Genomic DNA, 21,377 nt, shown 5'->3' on the forward strand with positions numbered 1-21,377 from the left:
ACTCGTCCTTGTTTCCTTAGGTTTTTCCCGTCCGCTTCCAGATCAGTAGAGCAGTGAGCCGATAGTAATATCGGGTAGCCTCGGAACGGTCCCTCAGGTGCTGAGTGAGAAACCAGCGCACATGCTTGAGCTGCCAGGTCCAGGGATTATCGCGTTGCCATCGCTGTTGAATGGCCGCTTGCATGATTCGGGCTTGGCGTAGGTGGCGTTGCTGCGTGATCTTCGAGCCGGTCAGTACGCCGCTCAGGAACAAAGCCATATCAAACGGTTTGCTCATGATCGGCCACCAATGTAGGCCGACACCACATCGATCCGGTTATGCCCGAGTTCAAGGCTGATCTGTTGGCGCGCCTGTCGATCCAGTTCACGATCAATGCGATAGCAGTGGCCACCATTGACCGGTGCGGCGTGGCCAGTGAGCTGCTCGTAACGTTCGCAGGCGTAGGCCGCTCGCAGTTCATGGAAACCCTTCAGTCCGTGTTCATGCAGCGTTTCGCGAGCGGGGAGAACGGTCTGTTGCAGGAACACGGCGTAGCTTTCTTCTCGGGCCAGCAAGTTGCGGCTGCGGGGCGGCGATGCATGACGAGCAAACTGCAGCGCCGCTTTCACCGCTTCATTGGCCACGACCCAGCGCGGCGCTGATGCCCCTGAACGGCCGCCTTTGGTGCCGTCCTGGATGTTGATGCGGCCTAAATGTTCGGCTTCGCGGTGCAAGCGTGGCAGGTCAGCCAGGATTGCTTCGCGCAGGCGCATGCCGGTTGCTCGGGCCAACAGGACAATCGCGGCCACCCGCTCGTGGTGCTGTTCACCAAGCGCCTCGAGTACTCGCTGCACCTGTTGGTGGTCTTGGCCATCCGGCGCGCGGGTGCGTACGCTCGAGCGCTTCTGTCCTAACGCCTGACTCGGGCTGGCGATCCTCACGTCCTGATCACCGCGCAGCGCAGCGAGGGTGCGGTTGACGCTGCTCAGGCGGTTCTGCGCGGTGGCGATGCAGAGTTCACCTTGCTGGATCTGCTGGCGCAGATACGCGGCGTAGTCTTGTAGCGTCTGTCTATCGATCTGGCGCGCATCGTTGTAACCGGGGCCGTCCTCGGACCGACACCAACGCACGAACGCTTGCCAGCGATCGCTATGCGCTTTGACCGTGGCGAAGTGGCCGCCGGCAAACAAATCCTTTAGCGCTTGTGAGCCGGCATAGCTCAGCTGGCGACCATAGCCAAAGTTGCGACCATCACGCCGACTAATCAAGGTCATCGTCATCACCGATTTCGTTTGTTTGCAGAAAGAGCAGCAGGGCTTTCCAGTGAGGGCTGAGCTTGTCCGGGTACGGCAGTGGCGCCTGCTGGTATTCCAGCAATGGTTGTGGTGGCTCGAACGCTTCGCACAGTTGCATCGCTATTCTCCTGAAATTGTCGACTTCGTCCTCACTCATCCCGCCACGGTTGTTGAGTGTTGCCAGGGATCAAGGCCCCTGCGACCTGTGAGGTTTGTCCACTCACGCGGGACTGGCGGCTCCTTACGACCGAGAGCTTGGGCATCTCATGATCTGGCCTCCTGAACACCTCCGAAGAAGTGGGCGGGTGGAGGCTGCACTGGCTGACGAGACCAGCGCCGCGAGATCCTGAGTCAGGTGAAGGCAGTGAGGTGATGACCGGGGCATGCCTGACTGTCAGTCAGGTGCAGTCCATTCCTTGGGCTGCGGCACCGTCATCGGCATCGCTGTGGCGAGTGAGCATTCGGTGTTTGTCACGCCGATTGTCACGAGGGGGAAAGCCGCAAAGGCCCGTGCGAGCAGGGCTGCAGCAGTGTGATAGGCGCCCGTCTCTTTAGGAGGCAAAGAGACGGGCAACAGGTTGGCGCAAGAAATGGCCAAGCGGATAAGTTGCTGCAGAGCAGCCAGGAGAAGGCCTGAGTTGCCGCAGTGGGCAAAGTTGAGAAGTAGGCATCCATCACATCGCTGTGACCGTGCGAGCCGCCGGACGCTAATCGCACTTGGGGGTGAACCACCACAATGTGGCGTAGCCTCAAAGGTTCTGGCTACCTGGGTGCTGTCGAGGACAGCGCTGGTACGGTTCTGGTTTAGCGCTCGTTCTGCTCGCGGTCAACAGCATTTTTGGGGCGACTGTTGCGCCAATCGGTAGTGCTGGAAGACCTTGGAGTCCGGTGGTTTTCCATAGTCGGGTGGTCGTTCGTCGGGTTTTAATGTGAGCCTGCGTAATTGCATGGACTTGACCGCCCATTTGCATTGTCACTGACCAGTCAATTGCATTCGTGCTGTTCAACCGTTTGCAATCGGCTTGACCAGCACACGCTGTAGTGACGACCGCTGGAGAACGGCCGATTGTGTTGAAAAAGTCGACCCGGGTTGGCTAGCTATGCATTGAGTAGTGAAAACGCCTTTTTTGCATGCTGCTACGTCAAATCTGAGCCCTGGACCTTCTGCGCAAAACACAAATTTCAATCACAGATGCGTACTTTTCTGATGCCCAAGCCATGGCCGAATTTTTCAACACAATCGGCCAATAGCTGACAGTTACGCTGTGTTACCGAACTAACGACTTCAGCAGAGTATGGCGACTCCATGGACCGCAGTGTCTAGGAATTTGCGCAATGAGCGTGTTCCTCCGCTCGTTGATACCAATCAGCGATCCCATCCGTCGTCCATGGTTTCAACCATCGAGTCCACGCAACTTTGCTCCACAGCCATTGCTTGAGCGGGCGTTCGCCGAGGTGTGGATCGGCGTAAGGTAAGGCACACCGTCGCGTCAGGCTTTTCTCAACCCGATACCTTTCAACAGCGGATGCCGCAGGGCCAAAGGACATAATGAAAATTGCCGGTTATCCAGCAGGAAACGGTCAAGCTCGCGTATCGCGCCTATGTCATCGCTGCCCCACAGATCTTCGATCACTACAGTCCCGCCGTCGGCTAGCAGATCAGCCCAGAGCCGCAACGCACGCAAATTTCGTTGCGGGTCTCCACCCAAGTCGATGACGATCAACTCGAATGTAGAGCAAATTCCGCGCACCCGGTCGATGGTTTCTCGGTTCATTGCATCGCCAACGCAATCATGTTGTTCGACTTCAGTCCAGCGGGACCCATCGATGGCGGATGCTAAGGGATCAATGTCCAGCGACACCACTAGGCCCCGTCCCTGCATCTGCAGGATGCTAGAGAGAAACCAGGCACCACCGCCACGCCCCTTGCCGAGTTCGAGCACGCGTTGAACGTGCATGCCAGTGAGGAGCTCCTGGAGGTAGAACAGGTCGCTAGGCATCTTTAGTACGACTTCGCCGAACCAACGATAATCCCGCTCGCTTTCGATCTCGTGTCTCCAATACCAGCGGTGATAATCCGCCGCCAAGGCGGTTTCCGAGCCCGGGATAGCACCTTCCGGCAGAAGCGTGTCAGTGAATGGTGCGACCAGTACACCGCGCTCGACCCATTGCGCAACGGCAAGCGACGCGGAGCGAAACCTGGCATAGCCAAGCAGCTCTTCGTAGGTCGCACGATCAATACGGTACCGTGCCCCACGCGCCGCGTGCTGTACCTCGACGAAGTCGGCGTAGTCTACGAAGACGATGAATCGGCTCAGTCGCAGCATCGGGCCGATCATCGAGGCTTGCGTCGAGCAGTGACAAAGGGGCTGATGCCACGATCGAAGGGCTCGCCCCGCCAGCTGTCGAGTACCTCGACTTCGATGAAGTCGAGGTCGCTCAGAAGTGACGTGAACAGATGCACGTTTGCCACGTTCAGTTCATGGCGCTCCTCAAAGCGCTCTGCGGTAGAGAGGCACTCGAATCGGTAGTCGGCGAGCATCGTTTCGGCACCGTCCGACCAGAAGCAGTAGCTCAGTATTATATCGTCCGGCCCGCCAGGCCCCGGCTCTCGGTCGACGGTGAACGGCGGTTTCTCTGGTTGGGCGTTGGGGGCATGGGCGACTTGCAGGATCAAGCCGCCACCTGGGCGTAGCAAGTGATGGCAGCGCAGGAGAATATCCCGGAGTTCGGCAACGTCCTGGCTATAATTGAGCGACCAGGAAAGTGACACGATGCAATCGAAGCGCTGATCGAGGTCCAGCTCCTGCATACGCCTCAGTTGCGCGCGCTCCGTGCCGACGCGTGCTTGCGCCAGTTTCAGCATGTGCGGCGCCGAATCAATACCCACCGGATCCAGGTCGGCTTGCAGCGCTTTTTCGAGCAGTATGCCGGTCCCGCAGCCGAGGTCGAGCAGTCGTGCTTGTTCCTTCAGGCCACGCGCCCGCTTGATCACGAAGTCATGATCATCGGCGTAGTGGTGTGGTGGCGTATGGAGGTCGTAGCGATCCCCAAACTCCCCGTAGAGCTTGTAGGTCCGATCTTCGCTCATAGATCACTCCTTAGTGAGTACCGGCATGCTGGTAAAGGCTTGCGCGACAGCAGGCCATAGGAGGGTGTGGGGGCCTTCTGCCGCCAGGCTGCACAGCCTAGTGGCGCCGAAACGCTCGTTGTCGAGGGGGGTGAGGACCTCGAGTAGGCGAGCCTGCCGGTGTCTAATGCGTGCATTGGGGGAGGGCAGATGCTTCAAAGCCTGACAGAGCTCGGTAACGGTCCCTGTTTTCACCCAGTCCGCGTAGCTGCGACCGGCGAGTTTGAACAAGAGGACGTGCTGGCGCAAGCCTGATCCGTCACATTGGGGGCAGCGGATCATGAGCCGGGACGCCAATACGCTGTCGCGCCAGGGGCGGGAGCCGCGCGAAAGATTGTCACGCATATGCGCGAACAATCCGTCCCAGCGCAACCAGCTCGCGACTTCTTTCGGATTGCTTGTAGGGGTGCGCAGAAAGGTACCCGCCCCGGAGGGGACCCAGAAGCCATGGAGGAGCACGTTGCGCTCCTGGGCCGAAAGTCGCTCGATGGGGCGCTCGGCCGGCCATCGTTGCTCCTTGACCAGGCGTTTGAAGAAAGGCGCCAATGCATTACGGTGTACGCCTTTGAGCACATTCAGCGCCTCCGGATGCAGGAAGCCGTTCTGCTCCACGGCTTTCGTCTCGTCGTTGATCAACAAGCCCGGATCGTAACTGACGACCTGCCCGCGACCCAGGCAGCATGGACACTGCCCGCGCGCGGTGTGTCGATCGAAATCGTAGGCAGATATCACGCGGGGACCAATCAGGGAGTGATCGAGATCCATCGCTCGTTCGCTGCAGGTCGCTATCACTTCCTGGCCTCTGACCAGCTCGACGTAGCCACCACCGAGCAGCAGCGCCAGCTTCACCGCACGCGTTCGTGCACTGCGATCACTGGCAGCGTCGCAGGCAAGAGGGCCATCGAAAGCGCGGACGCGGGATGCAATGTCGTGCTCTGCCCATCGTAGCCCCTGCACTCGCAGCCGTCTACGCAGGTCCCTGACGACGCTCGCGGGAACCTGTGTGCCCCATGTGTGGATAGCCTGGAGCAGGGGGCAAATCGTCAGTTCGGCATCAGCAGCGGTTTCCCAGACATCCACCAGAGCGATGACATTGGCCTCCTGAGCGTTCTCGCCTTCGAGCATGAGCAGGGCCAGCTCATGGTCGAGCGCTCCAAACTCAAGCAGGCGAAGATCTTTCAGATTGTGCGCGTCTAGCACGACTGCCGGTTGCCCGCCTTCATGCTCGAGTTCCTGCTCCAGCGGCGGCAGGTCGTGACCGAGCAGCCTTCTCAACCAGCGCAGCGCACTGCTGGCCTCGGGTAGGCTGGAGGGAATGTGGTGTCGATAGCGTTCCAGGTGCTCGGTATTCTCGCCCGGTTTCGACGTTGCCCGGAGCATTCGACCGCTAGGGGTATCCTGTTCGCACACGTGGCTCGGAGGGCCTTCGGCGATCAGTTGGCCTCCCAGCGGACCACAGCCCGGGCCGAATTCGATGATCCAGTCGGTTGCCGCGACGAGTTCGAGATTGTGTTCGACCAGCAGGACGGTGTGGCCATGTCTGACCATTCGATCAAGCGTTCTGAGCAGGCGCGCGACGTCGTCACGATGTAGGCCCGCTGCGGGTTCATCGAGAATGAACATCAACCTTTGCGAGGCGTGCTCACTCAGCTCTCGGGCAATGCGAAGGCGCTGGAGCTCGCCGCCGCTGAGGGTATCGAGTCGTCTGCCTAGAGACAGATGCCCGACCCCCATTTCATCCAGGGTGTCCAGAAGCGGCAGTTGCTGGTCGAAAGCAGGGAAGGGCGCGCTGCTCAGCGAGGTGATCGAGCGATCGAGTACCTGCGCGATGTCGTGCCCTTCGTCGAGAACGGTCAGTACGGTCGATCCGTATCGGCTTCCAGCGCAGCTCGGGCAGACGACCCAATGGCCAGCTTCTTCTATTTCCCCGATGCCTAGGCACTGATCGCAGCGGCCTTGTCCAGCGTTGAGTCCGAAATCGCTGGCTTCGAGGCCGGCGGCGGCAGAGGCCGGTAGCCTGGCGAAGTGATTTCGCAGCTGTTCAGCGAGCCCCAGGAAGGTCGCGACAGTGCTTCGCCTGTTTGGTATTGGCGTTCGCTGGCCCAATGCAACGAACCCGTTGAGGTGTTCGGTACCCGACAGCGATGCCCAGCGTCCACGGCGAACATCCACTTCCAGGGCGTCGGGCGCGGTTTGGAACGCGCCTGCGAGCGCAGGTACGAGTGCTCCGAGCACGAAACTGGATTTCCCGGATCCCGAAACACCCACCACACTGACCAGGTGACCTAGTGGAATGGCCACATCGACGCCCGACACATTGTGAATGTGGATGTCCTTTAACCGAAGCCTTGGCGTCTGCGCCTGGACAGGAACTGTGCTGCGCTCAAGTCGGGCATCCGGCGACCACCAGCGTTCCGGGACCTTCCCTGAATAGGTGACACGACCACCTTCGGGGCCAGCGCCGGGACCGATCTCGACGAAGAAGCTGGCTGCGGCTGCCAATCGCCGACGATGATCGTTGATGATCAGACTGTGGGTTCCACGCAATTCGGCCAACGTTGCGGCCAACCGGTCGACGTCCTCATCGTGCAAACCACGCGCTGGCTCGTCCAGCAACAGGCAAAGGCCCGAATGGTGGCCGTCCAGGGCCGCTGCTAAGCGCAGGCGGCGTGATTCTCCCTCGCTGATTTCCAGCATCCCGCGGGCGCCGCTGAGGTGGCCAAGGCCTGCGCCGACAAAACTTCTGGTCAGCCGGTGCAGCTGTTTCAGATACGGCACTGCCTGCTCAGGCAGCTTTCTGGAAAAATCGGACCCTGGGCTGCAGAGCGAGGACAGTGCTTCGAACGGCAGTGCCAGAAGGTGATCGATCGAGTAACCAGCGAGGCGCAAGGCACGCGCCTGGACGGACCAGCGGCTACCAAGGCAGTCGGGGCACGCGCCATTGTTCACCAGGTGGGCCAGTCGTTCGGCTGATACGCCACGCTTGTTCACCCGTTCGATGATCGCCGATTGAAACCCATCGAAACGGCGTGGTGTACTTGTCTTGCGCCCGTTGCTCAAATCTCGGTCGGCAACCAGCGTTTCACCTGCTCCTTCGATGATCAGGCGGCGAGCCTGCGTGTCGAGCTCCGACCAGGAGCGATCGGGATCGAAGCCGCAGAGGCCTCGCAGCCCTTCGATCGTCTCATGTTGAATGTTGACGTACTTGTAGTTCTTCTCTGTCCAGAGCGAGAAGGCACCTTGGTGAAGGGAGCGGTCAGGATGCACTACCAGAGCGTCCAGATTTAGAACGGTACTTTCGCCGAGCCCGCGACAGGTTGGGCAGGCACCCGTGGCCTCGTGTTCCGGAGCGTTGAACGAGAGAAGGTGCTCGCTCGCGGGTCGGTAGCGGCAGGGGTCTTCTGGCGTAACCCAATGGTAGCGGGAGTCCAGCACAACGCCCATAGGAGAGTCGATCAGAACGCGCCCTTCGCCAGCTTCGAAGGCGAGTGCCAGTAGCTGCTCCAATTGTTGTGCCGTGGTCTTTCCTGAGTTGAGTTCTACACTTGCAACCTGGGTCTCCACAATGTGCCGGGTGCGCGCGGCAAGTGGTTTGAACCTATCCAGCTTGAGGGGGCGGCCTTTTTCCCACTCCTTGGGTGAGTCGGTCTCGCTGCGCACGATGACACTGGAAAAACCCAAGACGCGCAGACGCTCCGCCATGGCCATCCCGTCGCTGGCCTCGAATGAAATGGGGATTGCCCAGATATCGAACGGGCCTTGCTGATGCTGCAGCAACCACGCGGCATAGCTACCAATCCCAGGACGCGGAACGGAGACACCGCTACGTTCGGAAACGGGGCTGGACCATTTGATGAAGATGCGCCGAAGCAGGGGGAGGAGGCTGCTCGAGGTTCCAACCGTCGTGCGTGAGGAGGCTCGGAAGGCACGCTGGCCAATATGCAGGGTAGGCGGCATTCGGCCGACGAATGCCAGGCTCATGGGTGGGTCAAGGTGATCCTGGCTGACCCCCAAGAAGGACTTCAAACGCTTGCCCCCTTGGCGCGCGAGGATGTTCAGGAGCAGGGAGGTCTTCCCCGATCCTGAGACCCCTACGACCATCGATAGCTCCCCGACAGGGAAGCTGATGTCGAGATCACGTAGGTTGTTAGCGTCCGCACCTATGACATCGATGGTCTCTTTTTTCATTTTGGCCATGAAGGTTCATCGACCAAGTGAAGTACGTGTATCTGCCGAGCCTGGAAGTGCCGAGGGAAGTCCAGGTACTGAACTGTGCATTCGCCACGATAGTGGAGCGCACGGACGTTCGATACCAACAAGGTGTCTCCCATGCCAAGCTCAATGGGATGGGACACCGCCAGCGCCGCCTCATGGATCGTATCCAGTTGTTCTTCGAGTGGGTCAATAAAGCTCGCCCCTCGCCGTTGCGCCGCCTTCAAGGTTTCGGGGTGAAAGCGAATGGCCGACTCGCTGGCCATGGTACCTGACCAGGATCCTTGCGCTCGATCATCTACTATGGCGACGGAATCGCGCAGAAGAAATCTTAGGGCCTTGTCTGCACCGCGTCGGCGAAGTTCGGCAAGCAGGTCACGAATCCGGGCGACGCGCAGAACGCCATAGCCCGGGGTAGGGTCGGGAACTCGGCAATGGATCAAGGTGATGCGTGGAGGTTCGCTCGCAGTGTTCAGGTCGGTATGAAAGTGCCCGTCGCGCAGGGTTTGAGATAGTTCGGTGGTCCAGGGCGACATCTTGAAGTGCTTGACGATCTTGTTGCCGCGGTAGGGCTTGAACCCAGCATTCAGCGCCAGTGCTAGCAGCAGGGCGATGCGCTCGTCGCTCAAGGCGGGAGTGCCGCGTATCACTGCATGATCAAAGCGGTTCCAAGCGTGTGAAAGCTCGATAAGAAAGGCTTGCCATTCGGGGGATGACAGTTCTCCGGCGAGTAGACGTCGAAGTGACGGGTCGAGTGCGCGCGTTTCCAGCGATTCGAGCGTCTCACGCACGGTCACGGCCAACAGAGCGTCGTTCACGCTTGTGGACAGGGTCAGTTCTGGAAGGCTCATGCGCAGCACTCGAATCGAAAAAGCAACTTGTGGCGAAATTGGTGTTCAAGCAGCGCGCCGACCGAGGGATAGGAGAATGACCCCAAGACGCTGGGGTCGTGGTAGACCCAGCCTGTGTCCCTCAAAGGGCGTACTGATGGCGCCAGTCCGGCGCGTGCTCCCGCCGCCATTATTTCCAAAGGGGAGTGGTCATGCACACCGTGACCCAGTGCTTCCAGTTCATGCTTCCAAGTGGCCCATAGAGGGTTCTCCGTGTGACAGCCCAGGGCGAGGTACACGAAACCGCCAGGTCTGATGGCGCGGCGTATGTTGGCCATCAGTAGCGACAGGTCGCTGATGTACTGCAGTACTTCATGGCCCACGATCAGATCCACCCCGGCATCTGGAATGCTCGACCAACCCTCTGCGCCAAACAGCTGGGTATGCGCTGTAAATCGCGCCAGACGCCGCTCAGCTACCCGTCGTGCACTCACGAGCGGCTCAATGCCCAGAAGTCTTGCCGATCTAAACCGCTCGTGCAGCAACTCGAGAAGGCCGCCACGGTGACAGCCGATGTCGAGCACTGTGGCGTCAGACGGTATGCTTCGATCAGCCTGTACATGGCCGGCGAGCGCACGCCAGAAATGGATGTTGCGTGCTTCCAACTGCCGGTCTTCTTCATGATCGAAGAAGTGGGTGCGGATGACCTCCGACACTCAAGGGCACCGCTGCGGTTTGCAGCTTCGCGCCTCAGTATCGCCTGCGGTGGGATCCACGCCAAAGTGCAGCACGAACAGGTTCAGCGATTCTTCGAAAGCGGCTTCTAGATTTGCCCGGTCCTCTTTACCCCGCATGCCGAAGTACGGGAAGTGGTGAAGATATTCACCGAACAGGAACTCACAGTTCGCAAAGTAGGCATGTGTGTCGAGAATGTGCGCGTGCCAGAAGTCATCGATAGGGCCTGACGGGCAGATTTTCTTACCTGGGTAGCGCACATTGAGCGCCAGAAACTTGCGGTACAGGCCTTCGACGTCATCGCAGTATTCACGAGTCCAGCCGCGCTCCTCCATCAGCTTGCGCCCCAGCATGGAGAAATCCAGCTGGGCGACCTTGTCCAGCGCGGCCAGCATTTGTTCATCCGACTGGAGAAGTTGGTGCGACTCCTCGAACGTGAGGGGGCGGCAGATAGCGTTCTGTTGCATACAGGTTCCTGAATAGCCGTTGGCGGAAAATAGGATCCTAAGATTATAGTATCAAGTGGCTACTAGGGAAGCGGTGGGGCGTGCTCGCCGGCTGCGAGACGTGAACGTCCTGTGGGTAATGCAATTAGGTGGTCAAGTGAGATGCCATAACGCAGAGCCCATGCGAGTGGGAATGCGGAGCCTTCCCGCCCGCATGGACTTAGTCGAAAAGGCCCCAAGAGAGAGGCTTGCAACGGCGACAGTCGCCACTTCTGTCGCCATGCTGCAGGCCAGGTATTACGTGGGTTGTCGCCGGTGTCGCCGGTGTCGCCGCTGTCGCCAAATCAACCATCACTCCATCTGGGGAGTCATTCTCGGTTACCAGCGGCGTCCGGTGAGCGCTCACCGTATCGGCACGACGTTGTGGTCCCTGGTTTGATTGATCGCAGATGCCGACAGGTTGCCAGTGGCCGCTTTCTGGATGTGCTCACTCCACCAAGCCATCATCGGACGCCGGCGTTCGATGTAGTCCGCTCGGTTGTAAGCGCTTCGGACTTCGTCCTTGTCGACATGCGCCAGCGCGACTTCGATCAGCTCCGGACCCCACCCATGCTCGTTCAGGATGGTGCTGGCCATGGAGCGCATGCCGTGGCTGACCAAGCGGTCCTGGAAGCCCATGCGTTTCAACGCCATGTTGGCGGTCTGGCTATTGGCGTGGGTGCGCGGATTTCTATCTGCCGGGAACACGTATTCCCTGTGACCACTGTGGGGCTTGAGCGCCTCCAGTAACGCGAGTGCCTGTTCGGTCAGCGGGATGGTATGCGGACGCCGCTTTTTCATGCGCTCCGGCGGGATGGTCCAGATGCGTTTGTCGAAGTCGATGTCTGCCCATCGGGTGGTAGCCGCTTCGGCAGGACGGGTCATGGTGTGCAGTTGCCATTCGATCAGGCAGCGGGTGATCCGCTTGATGCTGGCGTTCGCGATTTCGATCATGAGCTCGGAAAGCTCGTCTGGTCGTAGCGCGGCCATGTTCTCTTTCTTGGGCTTCTTGAATACCGCTCGAATACCACTGAGGGGATTAGAGAAAATCAGCCCGGAGTTTACCCCGTAGGTCATGATCTCGTTAAGCCGTTGGCTCAGTCGCTTCACTGTCTCGAGACTGCCTTTGGCTTCGATTGGGCGAAGCAGTTCGATGACCATCGGTGCGGTAATTTTCGAGAGCGGCGTTGTTTTCAGGTCTGGAAATACGTGCAGGGTGAGCGATCGCCAAATGTCCTCGGCGTAGGCCGGAGTGACCGAGTCTTTCTTGAGCTCGAACCAGGCGGTGGCCACGTTCTCGAAAGTGTGTTCCGTTTCTGCGCGCTTGGCTTCATTCAGCGTATCGCGCTGCACCTTCGGATCGATGCCCTGGGCGAGCAGTTCGCGCGCTTCGACTGCCATCTTTCGGGCGTTCGCCAGTGACAGTTCGGGGTAGGTCCCGAAGCCGATGTTGATGCGCTTTTTGGTCACCGGTTCGCGGTAGTTGAAATTCCACAGCAACGAACCGTTGCTGCGTACACGGAGCTGCAAACCGTCTCCGTCGGTGAGGACGTAATCCTTGGACGCGGGTTTGACTCCCTTGAGCTGTCGATCAGAGAGGCGGAGGGTTTGAGCAGGCATGAGATTTTCCTCAAGCACTGATTTGGTATTCCAAAGATTAGCACCGGATGGGCTGGAATACCGTTTGGAATACCCAAACGGCTGGAACTCAAAAACCCTCTGCGGAGCCCAGTAGCCCTTAAACCCTTGATTTTGCTGGATTTAAGGCACAAAAAAAGACGTCCGTGGACGTCTTTAGATGATGAAGTGGTGGAGCCGGGGGGATAGGTACCCTTCCTCGTTACTCATGCTAACCAACTGATTTAAAAGATGATTAGCTGTTCACCATTATCCGCGATGTCACACCCAGGTGGAGCAAGTTTGCGTTTCTCCCCCAACCTTACACAGCGAGCCTGTAGAACAGCAAGCGTTTTGCTAAGTAGGGAGTTGAACCCGCGTCCAAATGGATGCCGCTATCGAATGATCCATGTGCTTTATTGCTGGCGTCGAATCAATGCCACCCTCAGCCCTTGCAATGCAAGTTTCATCACTCTCTAACTCATACCGCTGGTTTGTCTGCTGCCTCCAAAGTACGGTGGAAGTCAGAAGTTAGGTGGTTGCTTGGATGTAGGCAGGTTGAAACGGTGACCGCAGAGCAGGCAGAGCAGGCAGAGCAGGCAGAGCAGGCAGAGCAGGCAGAGGTGGTGAGACAGGACGTGGCGGTCGAGCGTATCGCCCAGCTGTGCGCCGAGCGCGCAGCCGCCAACACCGCCGGCCAGGCCGCTGAGGCTGGCACCTGACACAGAGCCATGCGCGATACCTGCAGGTCCAGCGAAAGCACCAACAGGCGCCCTGGCCCGACTACCTGCTAGGGCAGCGCTTATGCCGCGTGCAGCACCACCTGCGGTGCCAATGGCCGCGCCGATTGTCATGGTGTGATGGAAAGAAGCAACTTTTGGGGAATGACAGCGGGGACACTGTAATGACATGGGACGGACCTTCTTGGTGGTGATGTCATTGCAGTAATGTGAGGCGGAGATTTATTGGAATTGAATCGCCAGCAATCGAGGTCTTGTACTCAGGCCATATTCGATATTATGATCTTGCTATCGTTAAGTGCGTGTGGTGCCTGAGCAACCACGGCTGAGAAGTTGCCTCCTCAGTTGATCGGCTCAAAGGGGCTTCCCCTCTCTCTCCAAATCCCTTGCTGACCATAACCTGTTGCCTGAGGCAGCACGGTGATCTGTCGCCGTGGCTTTATTGGAGAGAGCTATGAATACTTCTGACCTGTTGCACGCATCGCGTGACGTCTATGTCCTGACTGAGAAGCCGAACACCGATGAAGGGGGTTCTGATCGCTTCTGGTCTATGCGACTCGAAGGTCTTCATCACGATCATATTTGTCGTGCCGTAGCCGAGCTGCGTAAACGCCGGTCTCGTCCTATCTCAAAGCAAGTCGAGCGCACTACGAAGTCAGTTGCGCTTCAGGACTCTCTGGCTCGTGCCCTAGGAGCCGAGTCTTACTGCGACTGGCGCGAGGTCGAGCAGCAGAAGATTGCCGACCTTCTGTCCGAGAACGGCATGTCGGTGCCGACCGATCTCATAAAGTGGTCGTATTCGCCAGGACTGGCTGGTGCTCTGACGGCGCGACAGGTTGCCGATCGCCTTTTCAATTCTGGTCTGCCGTTGCCCAAGCGGATTTTTACAGGTGTCGGCTCTTTATTGTTTGCTCCGAGTGGATACGGCCGTCTTGATCTCAATTATGTAGCAGGTCGTACGTTTTGGACGGATCAGGATCGATACGCTTTCTGTGAAGAGCATGCGGACGAGATTCTTTTGCGTGCCGAGCACATGAGGGGCGGTAATGGGCCTGCCTACCTCGATATGACTGGTCGAATGTTGATGCTCAGCGCGGTAAGCGAGTTTATCGGCGGCATGTACAACATGATGGGCAGTAACCTCATAGAGCCTGCAGTAGGTGACCCGGTGATGCGGAGTTACAACATGTCCGAGGAGGATCTGGCGTTTGAGCTGCAGCTGTTGCAGCTGTTCCGTAAAGAGATTGAAGGTTCTGATGATGGTTGGGTGGATGTGCTGCCTGTTCCTGGAAATTCCAATCTCATCTTCCTGAAGGGTGCTAACGGCACTTTTGACTGGGTCATTCGTGATCAGCGCGACAAGGAATTTTCCTCCAACCCGCTTTACCCGTTCTTCAAGAAGGACGAGGTGCCCAAGGCGATGGACCAAAGCAAGCTGGATGGGCATTTGTATTTCGCAACCGGCACATGGGGAGAAAAGCTGGAGCACGATGCAGAATCGCGTCATTACGCCGAAGGGGGGACGGCGGCCAATTGGCCTGGTTATGCGAAGCTGATTCAGCGCGAACTTATTGCGAGCCAGGGATACCGGTTTCCACGCACTGAAACCGGAGCCGCATCCGATGAATTTATCCCGCATCGGTTCGCTGAGAGCTGCTTGATGGTGTCACCCCTCGTATCGATTGCTGATTTTTTCGATTTCTGTACTCGGTCTAACTGGGGGCAGGCCAGGCAAGAGAAGGCGCTCAAAACAAGTTCGAAGGAAATCGACGATTTGGGCGCTATCAACATGGACTCCGCTGATCTTCCAGTCAGCGTAACGTGGCTGGATGCTGTCGCGTATTGCCGTGACTATGAGCGGCGGACAGGGCTTCCTGTTCGACTGATGACCATCGAGGAGTGGCGTGAAATTGCTCCACCCAAATGGGCATTTGTAAATGGTAAGTCGCTCACGGATCCTCTTGTCTGGGACAAGCTTGGGTGGCCAATCACTTATCCCTTGAAAGATTCAAATTCGATCTTTCGCTCTGATGGTTCTACTCCATTTGGTCCCAACCTTAAGTGGGTATCGAGTGACAGTGGGGCTAAGTTTCTCTCCGTGCCGGGCTTTAGTGAGTGGTTATCTGGGGCTCAAGGCGGGGTCGCGCCGACAGCTTGCGTAGCAACAGATAGCTCCGTGGCAGGTGGCACGATTGAGCGTGATTTGTGTCCGGTACGCATGACGATGAGCTACAAGGGTAAAGTCGGATTTCGGCTTTGCTACGTCGCGAATCTCGACGCCTAACCTCTCAAGGAGCTGAATAAATGACGCATCTCCAGCAAGGAGAGGGTGGCGTACGCCCTCACGTATCTGAATTGGTCATCAACTGGCACATTACGGAGGCCTGTAATTATAAGTGCCGCTATTGCTACGCAAAATGGGATGGTGCTGGCAGGGAGCTGCTGCATGACTCGGGCCGTGTCCGCAATTTGTTGGATGAGCTACAGGCCTTTTTTCATACAGAGAACGTTTCCAATCCACTCCGCCAGCACATGTCGTGGTCTGGCATCCGTTTGAACTTGGCCGGTGGAGAGCCGCTGCTGTATCAAGATGCCTCGCTTCGCGTGCTGGATTACGCGAGGAGCAGGGGGATGACGGCCTCCATTATTACTAATGGAAGCCGGCTCACTGACGATCTGATTGACCGACTCGCACCGCTCGTTTCCATGCTCGGATTGAGTCTGGATTCAGCGAATTCTACCAAGAACACCGGCATTGGCCGCGTCGACAGCCGTGGTTCTTTGCTGGACGTGGACTCGCTCCCGGAAATGCTGGTGCGCGCAAAGTCCCAGAATCCGGCTCTGCGATTGAAGGTCAATACAGTGGTCAATGCGCTGAACCACCAAGAGGACATGTCACCGATTATTCATGCGCTTGCACCACATCGGTGGAAGGTGCTGCGCATGTTGCAGGTGGTGACCCATGACCTGGCCGTTTCCTCCGAAGACTTTCTCGCCTTCGTCGCTCGCCATGACGCACTTCGAGAGGTGATGTGCGTCGAGGACAACGGCGACATGAGTGAGTCGTACATCATGATTGATCCGTTGGGGCGCTTCTTTCAGAACACAAGCGGCCAGCAGGGTTACCACTACAGCCGCTCTATTGATGCAATTGGGGCGGAGCGTGCGTTCAACGAGTGGCGCTTTTCAGTAGGCACATATGTTTCGAGGTATCGGAGCACAATGGTGGCAGAGCGACCATGAGGAAATACAGCTCATCCAAGGAAATAAATCTACTCATCAAAAATCTTTTTGCTGATGGCTGGTCATACCAGGCCGGACGTTGTCATGGTCGAATTCGCCCACCCTTTGGAAGTGGTTTTGTCAGCGTGCCCTGCACCCCCTAGCGATCGCCGTTCATTTGATAACTTCACACATGCGGTCAACCGTCTGGTTCGTTATGGCTGCACCGCGCCAGAAACCTAGTATTTGGCACGGTGACTTGCTAGTAGTTAGAGCACGTCGTGCTGAGGTGTCCCCTCTAGCCTCCACAAACTGCATCATGACAACGAAGGTTGTTGCCAGTTGATGGCAAAAAGTTACCAGCGTAAGCAGGGGTATTTTGCAACGCGATGCGTAAGCCCTAGTTCAAAGTGTCACTGCTCGTTACCCCAAGCCTCAAATGAGGCTGCACAAAAGGATATGCCATGAAAAGGTTTGTGTGTGCGGTGTTGTTGGTTCCGTTGATCGCGGCAGCAGGACCTTCTAAGAAGGACAAAGAAGAGGTATCGAATATTGTTGAGCGGTCAGGGCAAAATTTGGGAGGCCTGATCGAATGCGACCGGCACGATATGCGCGATGCATATATGGAAAGCCTTAAAGATGCGTTGAGTGTTTATCCCGGTACGGATCCAGTGAAAACTCGCGCTCTGCTCCGGCGTGTAGATGCACAGGGTGAGACCATCAGTCGGCTCGGTATCAAGGGAATACCTTCTCCCACAACTGAAGATTTGGACATGCAAAAAAGAGTTTGTGAAAGACAGATCTCCGACGCAAAAAGAGATATGAGAGCCTTGGACAGTTTCGTCCTGAAGTAGCTGATGAGGAACCGTTGGCTACCTGCCTGCGGAGATACCCCATGGGCGCCTGCAGTGAGTCGCAGGCGTTGGAGCGATTGATCCTCAGGTATTCGTCAGCAGAGTGTGCATCGATCCAGTTCGGTCTCCGCGACCGTTATCCACCTTGTTGAACGCATTGCCTCACTTGGCAAGCATCTCCTCACTAGCATCTGCGATTATCTCCGGGCTCTGAGCAACATCGAAAACTGCTGGGCCGATGTGGCTCAGGCGAGCTCGTAGAGCCCTGCTGGAGCCTCTTGAATGAGTCTAGGTAGCGTCAGTCCGTTGATTTTGCCGCGATACCATCGCTGTGCCTCACGCTTCAACACAGCGGAGATAAAGGTCTGCTTGCCGGGTGGTAGGTCATAAGCGCCAGCCAATGCTGGATTGATCTGTACTGACAAACCATTTTTGACAGCATAGAAGCACCAGCGCATGGCTGACGGCTTCGGATCTTGCTCAATTTTTGCTCCCGGTGTCTGAAACATCAGGTCGGAGTCCGCCTCTCCCTTGATGGCTCGCAAAGCTCTACGAAGAGATGTCTTACCTGAAGCGGAAAACCCAGCTGGCCCAATGATCAGACCATGCAGATGCCAACGTCTCCTGCTGGACTTATCAGCTAAGACATCCGGAGCTTTTTCGAGGCCATACAGAAACTCCGCGCCAGCACCTAACGCTTCCGGAATGAGACGTGTCAGTTGATCTCGAATGTATATCAGCGCAGTAGCATCGCCATCGTCAATCCGATTGCTGAGTCCTTTGCTGAGCATGAGAGTAAAGGTCTTTAGCTCCCAACCTCTTCTCGTTGCCATCCAGTACAGAGGGGTTGCCGCTGCGGCTAGCTTTGTAAACTCATCAGTGTCTCTCCATTGCTTCAGATTGGTCTCAGTAGGAAGCGGTTGATCAAGGAGAGTCTTAGCTCTCATCTTTGATCCGGGTACATGAGGAGTACTGTTAGATAAGATACTTCTCTTCTGCATAGCGAATTCCTTCGCATGTATCGCAGCTACTGTCGTTGAGGGCTTTTTGATAGGTCGCTTTCTTACGGTTTTTTGCTTTGTTTCGACGAGGGACATTACCTCGTTAGTAGGCTGATCTACGGGTGAGATACCCGTGACTCGATCGATTGATCCAAGTGGCAGTATCGGACCAGCTGAGAGCTCACCTGGTGTGCGATCAGGATACTCGGTAAAGGATGGTGCGATTTCACTCTTCGTGTCCATGGCGAGCTCTCAGTCCTCTTGCGAGGTCTATTTTCAAAATGGCGTTCTACTGGATGGCGCCATGGTGATCGATTGCTTACACAGGATCTAAGACTTTGACAACCACGACCCCGGTCAGCGTATGGTCAAGTACAGGTCAGAAGTATTCCGTGATGATGTCGTCGTTATCTAGCATCAGGGTTTTATTCTGCTGATCCTGTCTGTGTTCAAGCCAGTGCAGTGTTTCGATCTCGTCTTCCATCGCTTCACCATCACCATTAATCTCAGCCTCTTCTCTGCGTTGCTCGGCACGCATTTTTGCTACATCGTATTCGCTCATGATATGGATTTGGAGCTCAGGTAATTCCTCTATGTCCAAAGCCATGTTCAGCTTTTCAAGGGGCAGGGCGCGCCGTGTTACGTCCTGTGTGAGTTTCAATGTCGTTGCGCTGGCGGCGAGCGCTCTGAGGGCGCCGGAGTCAGCTGGATCAATCTGATCAACACACTCCGAGAGCTTGGCTCTGATCTGCTGACTGATCGCCAAATCGTCCAATACCAATGCCGCCGCAGTGCGCTGAACTTGCTCAAGTGCATAGGCGGCGTTGAGCATTTCTTCCCTTGCTTTCTCAACGAGGGCTTGTGTGGAAGCGCCAGCAACAGCCTTGTTGGTTTTTACGATGCGTTGCACGGTGCTGATGCTGAGTTCTAGTCGAGATGCGATCGCCGGCAGTGTATAGCCAGCTTCTCGGAGAATTACGGCTTGAGTGTTTTGATCTGGTGTCGCCTTTTTGCCGGACATATCACACCTCCTCTCTGTTGGAGGCGTGTGGCGCTGTCGGTTTCAGCGTGCGCTTGATCCGGTAGACGGTTGCAACACCGCAGTCAGCCAATTTGGCAATCTGATCAGCAGACATCGTTGGGTGTTTCTCCATCAGTGACTGCACCTCCGCCCACTTTGCAGCGTTCTTGCTTTTGCCCGATGGCTTCCACTCAGGATCGGCAGCTCTCTTGTTTTCCAGTCCTTGCCTGATACGTTCCACGCGCTTCTCCTGATCCAAGCGTGCCATGGTTGCCATCAAGTCGATCAGCATGTTGTTGATCACGTCCATGATCTGCCCGGTGATTCCTTTGGCCTCAACCAGCATGTGACTGGTAGGTAAATCAGCAACAACCAGTCGTAGTCCCTTGACCTTTATGGTCGCCTTGAGAGTGTCCCAGTCAGCCTGTGAGAGGCGACTGAGGCGGTCTACTGACTCGACCAACAGTACGTCACCCTTCTCGGCTGTTTCGAGCAGGGCGAGCAGCTGAGGTCGGTCGAGTTTGGTGCCACTGATGTTCTCGGCGTACACCTCAACGATGTTCAGGCCCTTGTCAGCGGCGAAAGCCTCCAGAGTTACCCGAGCACGGCTGGCATCCTGCTCTTTCGTTGACGCTCGTAGGTAGAGGTGGGCATTCATGGCTGGAAATCCTTTATCTATTCACTCTATAGATCAATGATAGTTTGATCATATGTCTATAATCAATAGATATTTGATAGCGAATGAGGCGTGGCTATCCAACTACCATTTACGTCTACTTCTTTGATAGTTGTATGAAAACCTTCTAGTGTTTCTTTACGCGCTCGATCGTGGAGGTTTGTGGTTCGTTGTTAGAGTGATCGATAGGTGTCGGTCTGCCCATCAGCACGGTATAGATTGGCCAGGGGGAGGGCTTCGGAGCTCTCCTCTGCAACCTCTATAGCCAGCCCTTCATCTCCCGTAAGCTCTTAGCCATAGGCAGGCGGTAACCAATCAGTTCGGTTAGTATCTGGTGGTTGCCGCGTTGCGCTACCTATCGATGAAACCTGGGGGCAATATTTTCATATGGCAATAAAACTCACGCCTTATCTCGTTCAGCTTGCCTATGAGGCTGCACTCAAATCTTTCTGGCGGAAGGAGTCGCTTCGCAAGTTTTTGCGCCAAACACATGTTGCAGAATCTCACTTGGCAACATGGTCGCCTGAAGAGAGCAAGCGTGATTTTTTGGATCGCACCTTCGCGGCGTTGCAGCGAACTGATAAGGGGAAGGCTGTTATTGGCAAAATGGCTGCTTTTCTAGCAGAGCAATCTACCTTTCCCGATCTTCGTGACTGGGAAGACTCAGCTGTTAAAATTCAGGATGCGACTAAGGCCGTTGTTGAGTTGAAAGCACTCATTGCCCGTCAAACCGAAGAGGTCCGCTCTGAACGAGAGCGCGAGGTAGTAAAAGCTCGAGCAAGGGAAGAGCGTGAGGTCACTCAACGGCAGCGAGCAAGCATCTCCGAGCTAATGCAGCGACTTGATGATCTGGCGCCCCAGATGGGCACAGCGCCAGGTGGCTACGCCTTTCAAGACTGGTTCTATGATTTCTTGGTTTTCTCTGAAGTTGAACATCGCCGCCCATACAACACGGGTGGTCGGCAAATTGACGGTTCGATCACGGTTGACGGAACCACCTATCTTGTCGAATTGAAGTTCACATCAGCTCAAGCTGGAGGGCCAGATATCGACATATTTCGTGGAAAAGTGGAGAGCAAAGCCGATAACACAATGGGTCTGTTCCTATGCATGGCTGGTTATTCCTCAGTGGCGGTAAAAGAAGCTTCAGGTAAGAAGAGCACCTTGTTGTTACTTGATGCGTCTCACATGTATCTAATCCTTACAGGTGGAATGCAATGCCTAGAAGTTGTTCGTAGAATTCGTCGCCACGCCTCTCAAACTGGAGAGGCGTATCTACCTGTTTCATCATTCGGCGGTTGAAAACCTTCGTAGCTCTCTGGATGCGCTGCCATTGCCTGTGCCAGCAGAATGGAGTAAGCAGTATCGAGAGACTCATTTTCTGGTGCCCACGCTTGTTAATTCTGTCCAATTGCGGGCATTAATCATGTGTATCAAAACCTATGTCAATGGGTGATTAGCTAGAATACCAATAGGTAATCACGCCCGAGCAGTCGCCCGCCCGGTGCGTAGACCAAACCTGATCGTCCTACTGTCGTTTTATGATCTGCGAAGGTGCCCAATGCAATAGGTTGTGATG

18 protein-coding genes are annotated in these 21,377 nt (G+C 56.4%); 4 read left to right on the forward strand and 14 right to left on the reverse strand.

Annotated features, from left to right (window positions below; genetic code table 11):
* Positions 1-16: 16 nt before the first annotated feature.
* From KO536_RS15980 to KO536_RS24340, 11 genes are all read right to left on the reverse strand, one after another.
* Positions 17-277 carry a hypothetical protein gene (locus KO536_RS15980; protein WP_219262409.1) on the reverse strand — a complete coding sequence of 87 codons (261 nt, stop codon included), beginning with the start codon at positions 275-277 and terminating at the stop codon, positions 17-19.
* The gene (locus KO536_RS15985; protein WP_219262410.1) at positions 274-1,254 is read right to left on the reverse strand and encodes an integrase domain-containing protein; all 981 of its coding nucleotides are present in this window, start codon (positions 1,252-1,254) and stop codon (positions 274-276) included. The genes KO536_RS15980 and KO536_RS15985 overlap by 4 nt, the downstream gene beginning before the upstream one ends.
* Positions 1,241-1,393, reverse strand: a complete 153-nt coding sequence (locus KO536_RS15990; RefSeq protein ID WP_219262454.1) for a hypothetical protein — start codon at positions 1,391-1,393, stop codon at positions 1,241-1,243. The genes KO536_RS15985 and KO536_RS15990 overlap by 14 nt, the downstream gene beginning before the upstream one ends.
* Positions 1,394-2,765: 1,372 nt before the next feature.
* On the reverse strand, positions 2,766-3,614 hold the full coding sequence (locus tag KO536_RS15995; RefSeq protein ID WP_219262411.1) for a CmcI family methyltransferase: 849 nt from the start codon (positions 3,612-3,614) through the stop codon (positions 2,766-2,768).
* Complete coding sequence (locus KO536_RS16000; protein WP_219262412.1) at positions 3,611-4,366, reverse strand: trans-aconitate 2-methyltransferase; 756 nt, start codon at positions 4,364-4,366, stop codon at positions 3,611-3,613. The genes KO536_RS15995 and KO536_RS16000 overlap by 4 nt, the downstream gene beginning before the upstream one ends.
* A gap of 3 nt (positions 4,367-4,369) precedes the next feature.
* Entirely contained in the window at positions 4,370-8,602 is a 4,233-nt protein-coding gene (locus KO536_RS16005; RefSeq protein ID WP_219262413.1) for an ATP-binding cassette domain-containing protein, read from the reverse strand.
* Positions 8,590-9,468, reverse strand: a complete 879-nt coding sequence (locus tag KO536_RS16010; RefSeq protein ID WP_219262414.1) for a TauD/TfdA family dioxygenase — start codon at positions 9,466-9,468, stop codon at positions 8,590-8,592. Before KO536_RS16010 ends, KO536_RS16005 begins: the two co-directional genes overlap by 13 nt.
* Positions 9,465-10,163: a class I SAM-dependent methyltransferase gene (locus tag KO536_RS16015; RefSeq protein WP_219262415.1), complete on the reverse strand. Its 699-nt coding sequence runs from the start codon at positions 10,161-10,163 to the stop codon at positions 9,465-9,467. Before KO536_RS16015 ends, KO536_RS16010 begins: the two co-directional genes overlap by 4 nt.
* Entirely contained in the window at positions 10,164-10,649 is a 486-nt protein-coding gene (locus KO536_RS16020) for a hypothetical protein (protein ID WP_219262416.1), read from the reverse strand.
* A 381-nt stretch (positions 10,650-11,030) separates the two neighbouring features.
* Entirely contained in the window at positions 11,031-12,287 is a 1,257-nt protein-coding gene (locus tag KO536_RS16025; protein WP_219262417.1) for an integrase domain-containing protein, read from the reverse strand.
* Between the two features lie 521 nt (positions 12,288-12,808).
* Positions 12,809-13,195, reverse strand: coding sequence for a hypothetical protein (locus KO536_RS24340; RefSeq protein ID WP_257622964.1), 387 nt, complete (start codon positions 13,193-13,195; stop codon positions 12,809-12,811).
* 283 nt (positions 13,196-13,478) lie between these two features.
* Between KO536_RS24340 and KO536_RS16035 the strand changes: the two genes are divergently transcribed.
* The 3 genes from KO536_RS16035 (at position 13,479) to KO536_RS16045 (ending at position 17,100) form a co-directional block, all read left to right on the forward strand.
* A complete protein-coding gene (locus KO536_RS16035; protein ID WP_219262419.1) occupies positions 13,479-15,308 on the forward strand; it encodes an SUMF1/EgtB/PvdO family nonheme iron enzyme in 1,830 nt (609 codons plus the stop codon).
* 20 nt (positions 15,309-15,328) lie between these two features.
* Entirely contained in the window at positions 15,329-16,267 is a 939-nt protein-coding gene (locus KO536_RS16040) for a viperin family antiviral radical SAM protein (RefSeq protein ID WP_219262420.1), read from the forward strand.
* Positions 16,268-16,710: 443 nt separating this feature from the next.
* Positions 16,711-17,100, forward strand: coding sequence for a hypothetical protein (locus KO536_RS16045; protein WP_219262421.1), 390 nt, complete (start codon positions 16,711-16,713; stop codon positions 17,098-17,100).
* A 245-nt stretch (positions 17,101-17,345) separates the two neighbouring features.
* Here the strand turns inward: KO536_RS16045 and KO536_RS16050 are convergent, their stop codons facing one another.
* The 3 genes from KO536_RS16050 to KO536_RS16060 all read right to left on the reverse strand — a co-directional run bounded on the left by KO536_RS16050 (position 17,346) and on the right by KO536_RS16060 (position 19,780).
* Positions 17,346-18,047, reverse strand: a complete 702-nt coding sequence (locus KO536_RS16050; protein ID WP_219262422.1) for a hypothetical protein — start codon at positions 18,045-18,047, stop codon at positions 17,346-17,348.
* 433 nt (positions 18,048-18,480) lie between these two features.
* Entirely contained in the window at positions 18,481-19,122 is a 642-nt protein-coding gene (locus KO536_RS16055) for a helix-turn-helix domain-containing protein (protein WP_219262423.1), read from the reverse strand.
* Between the two features lies 1 nt (position 19,123).
* A complete protein-coding gene (locus tag KO536_RS16060; RefSeq protein ID WP_219262424.1) occupies positions 19,124-19,780 on the reverse strand; it encodes a recombinase family protein in 657 nt (218 codons plus the stop codon).
* Between the two features lie 405 nt (positions 19,781-20,185).
* Between KO536_RS16060 and KO536_RS16065 the strand changes: the two genes are divergently transcribed.
* Positions 20,186-21,100 (forward strand): hypothetical protein, encoded by a 915-nt coding sequence (locus KO536_RS16065; protein WP_257622965.1) that lies wholly within the window; start codon positions 20,186-20,188, stop codon positions 21,098-21,100.
* Positions 21,101-21,377: the final 277 nt, after the last annotated feature.

The sequence above is a fragment of the Pseudomonas sp. NKUCC02_KPG genome (genome assembly GCF_019345465.1).
Classification (GTDB): Bacteria; Pseudomonadota; Gammaproteobacteria; order Pseudomonadales; family Pseudomonadaceae; genus Aquipseudomonas.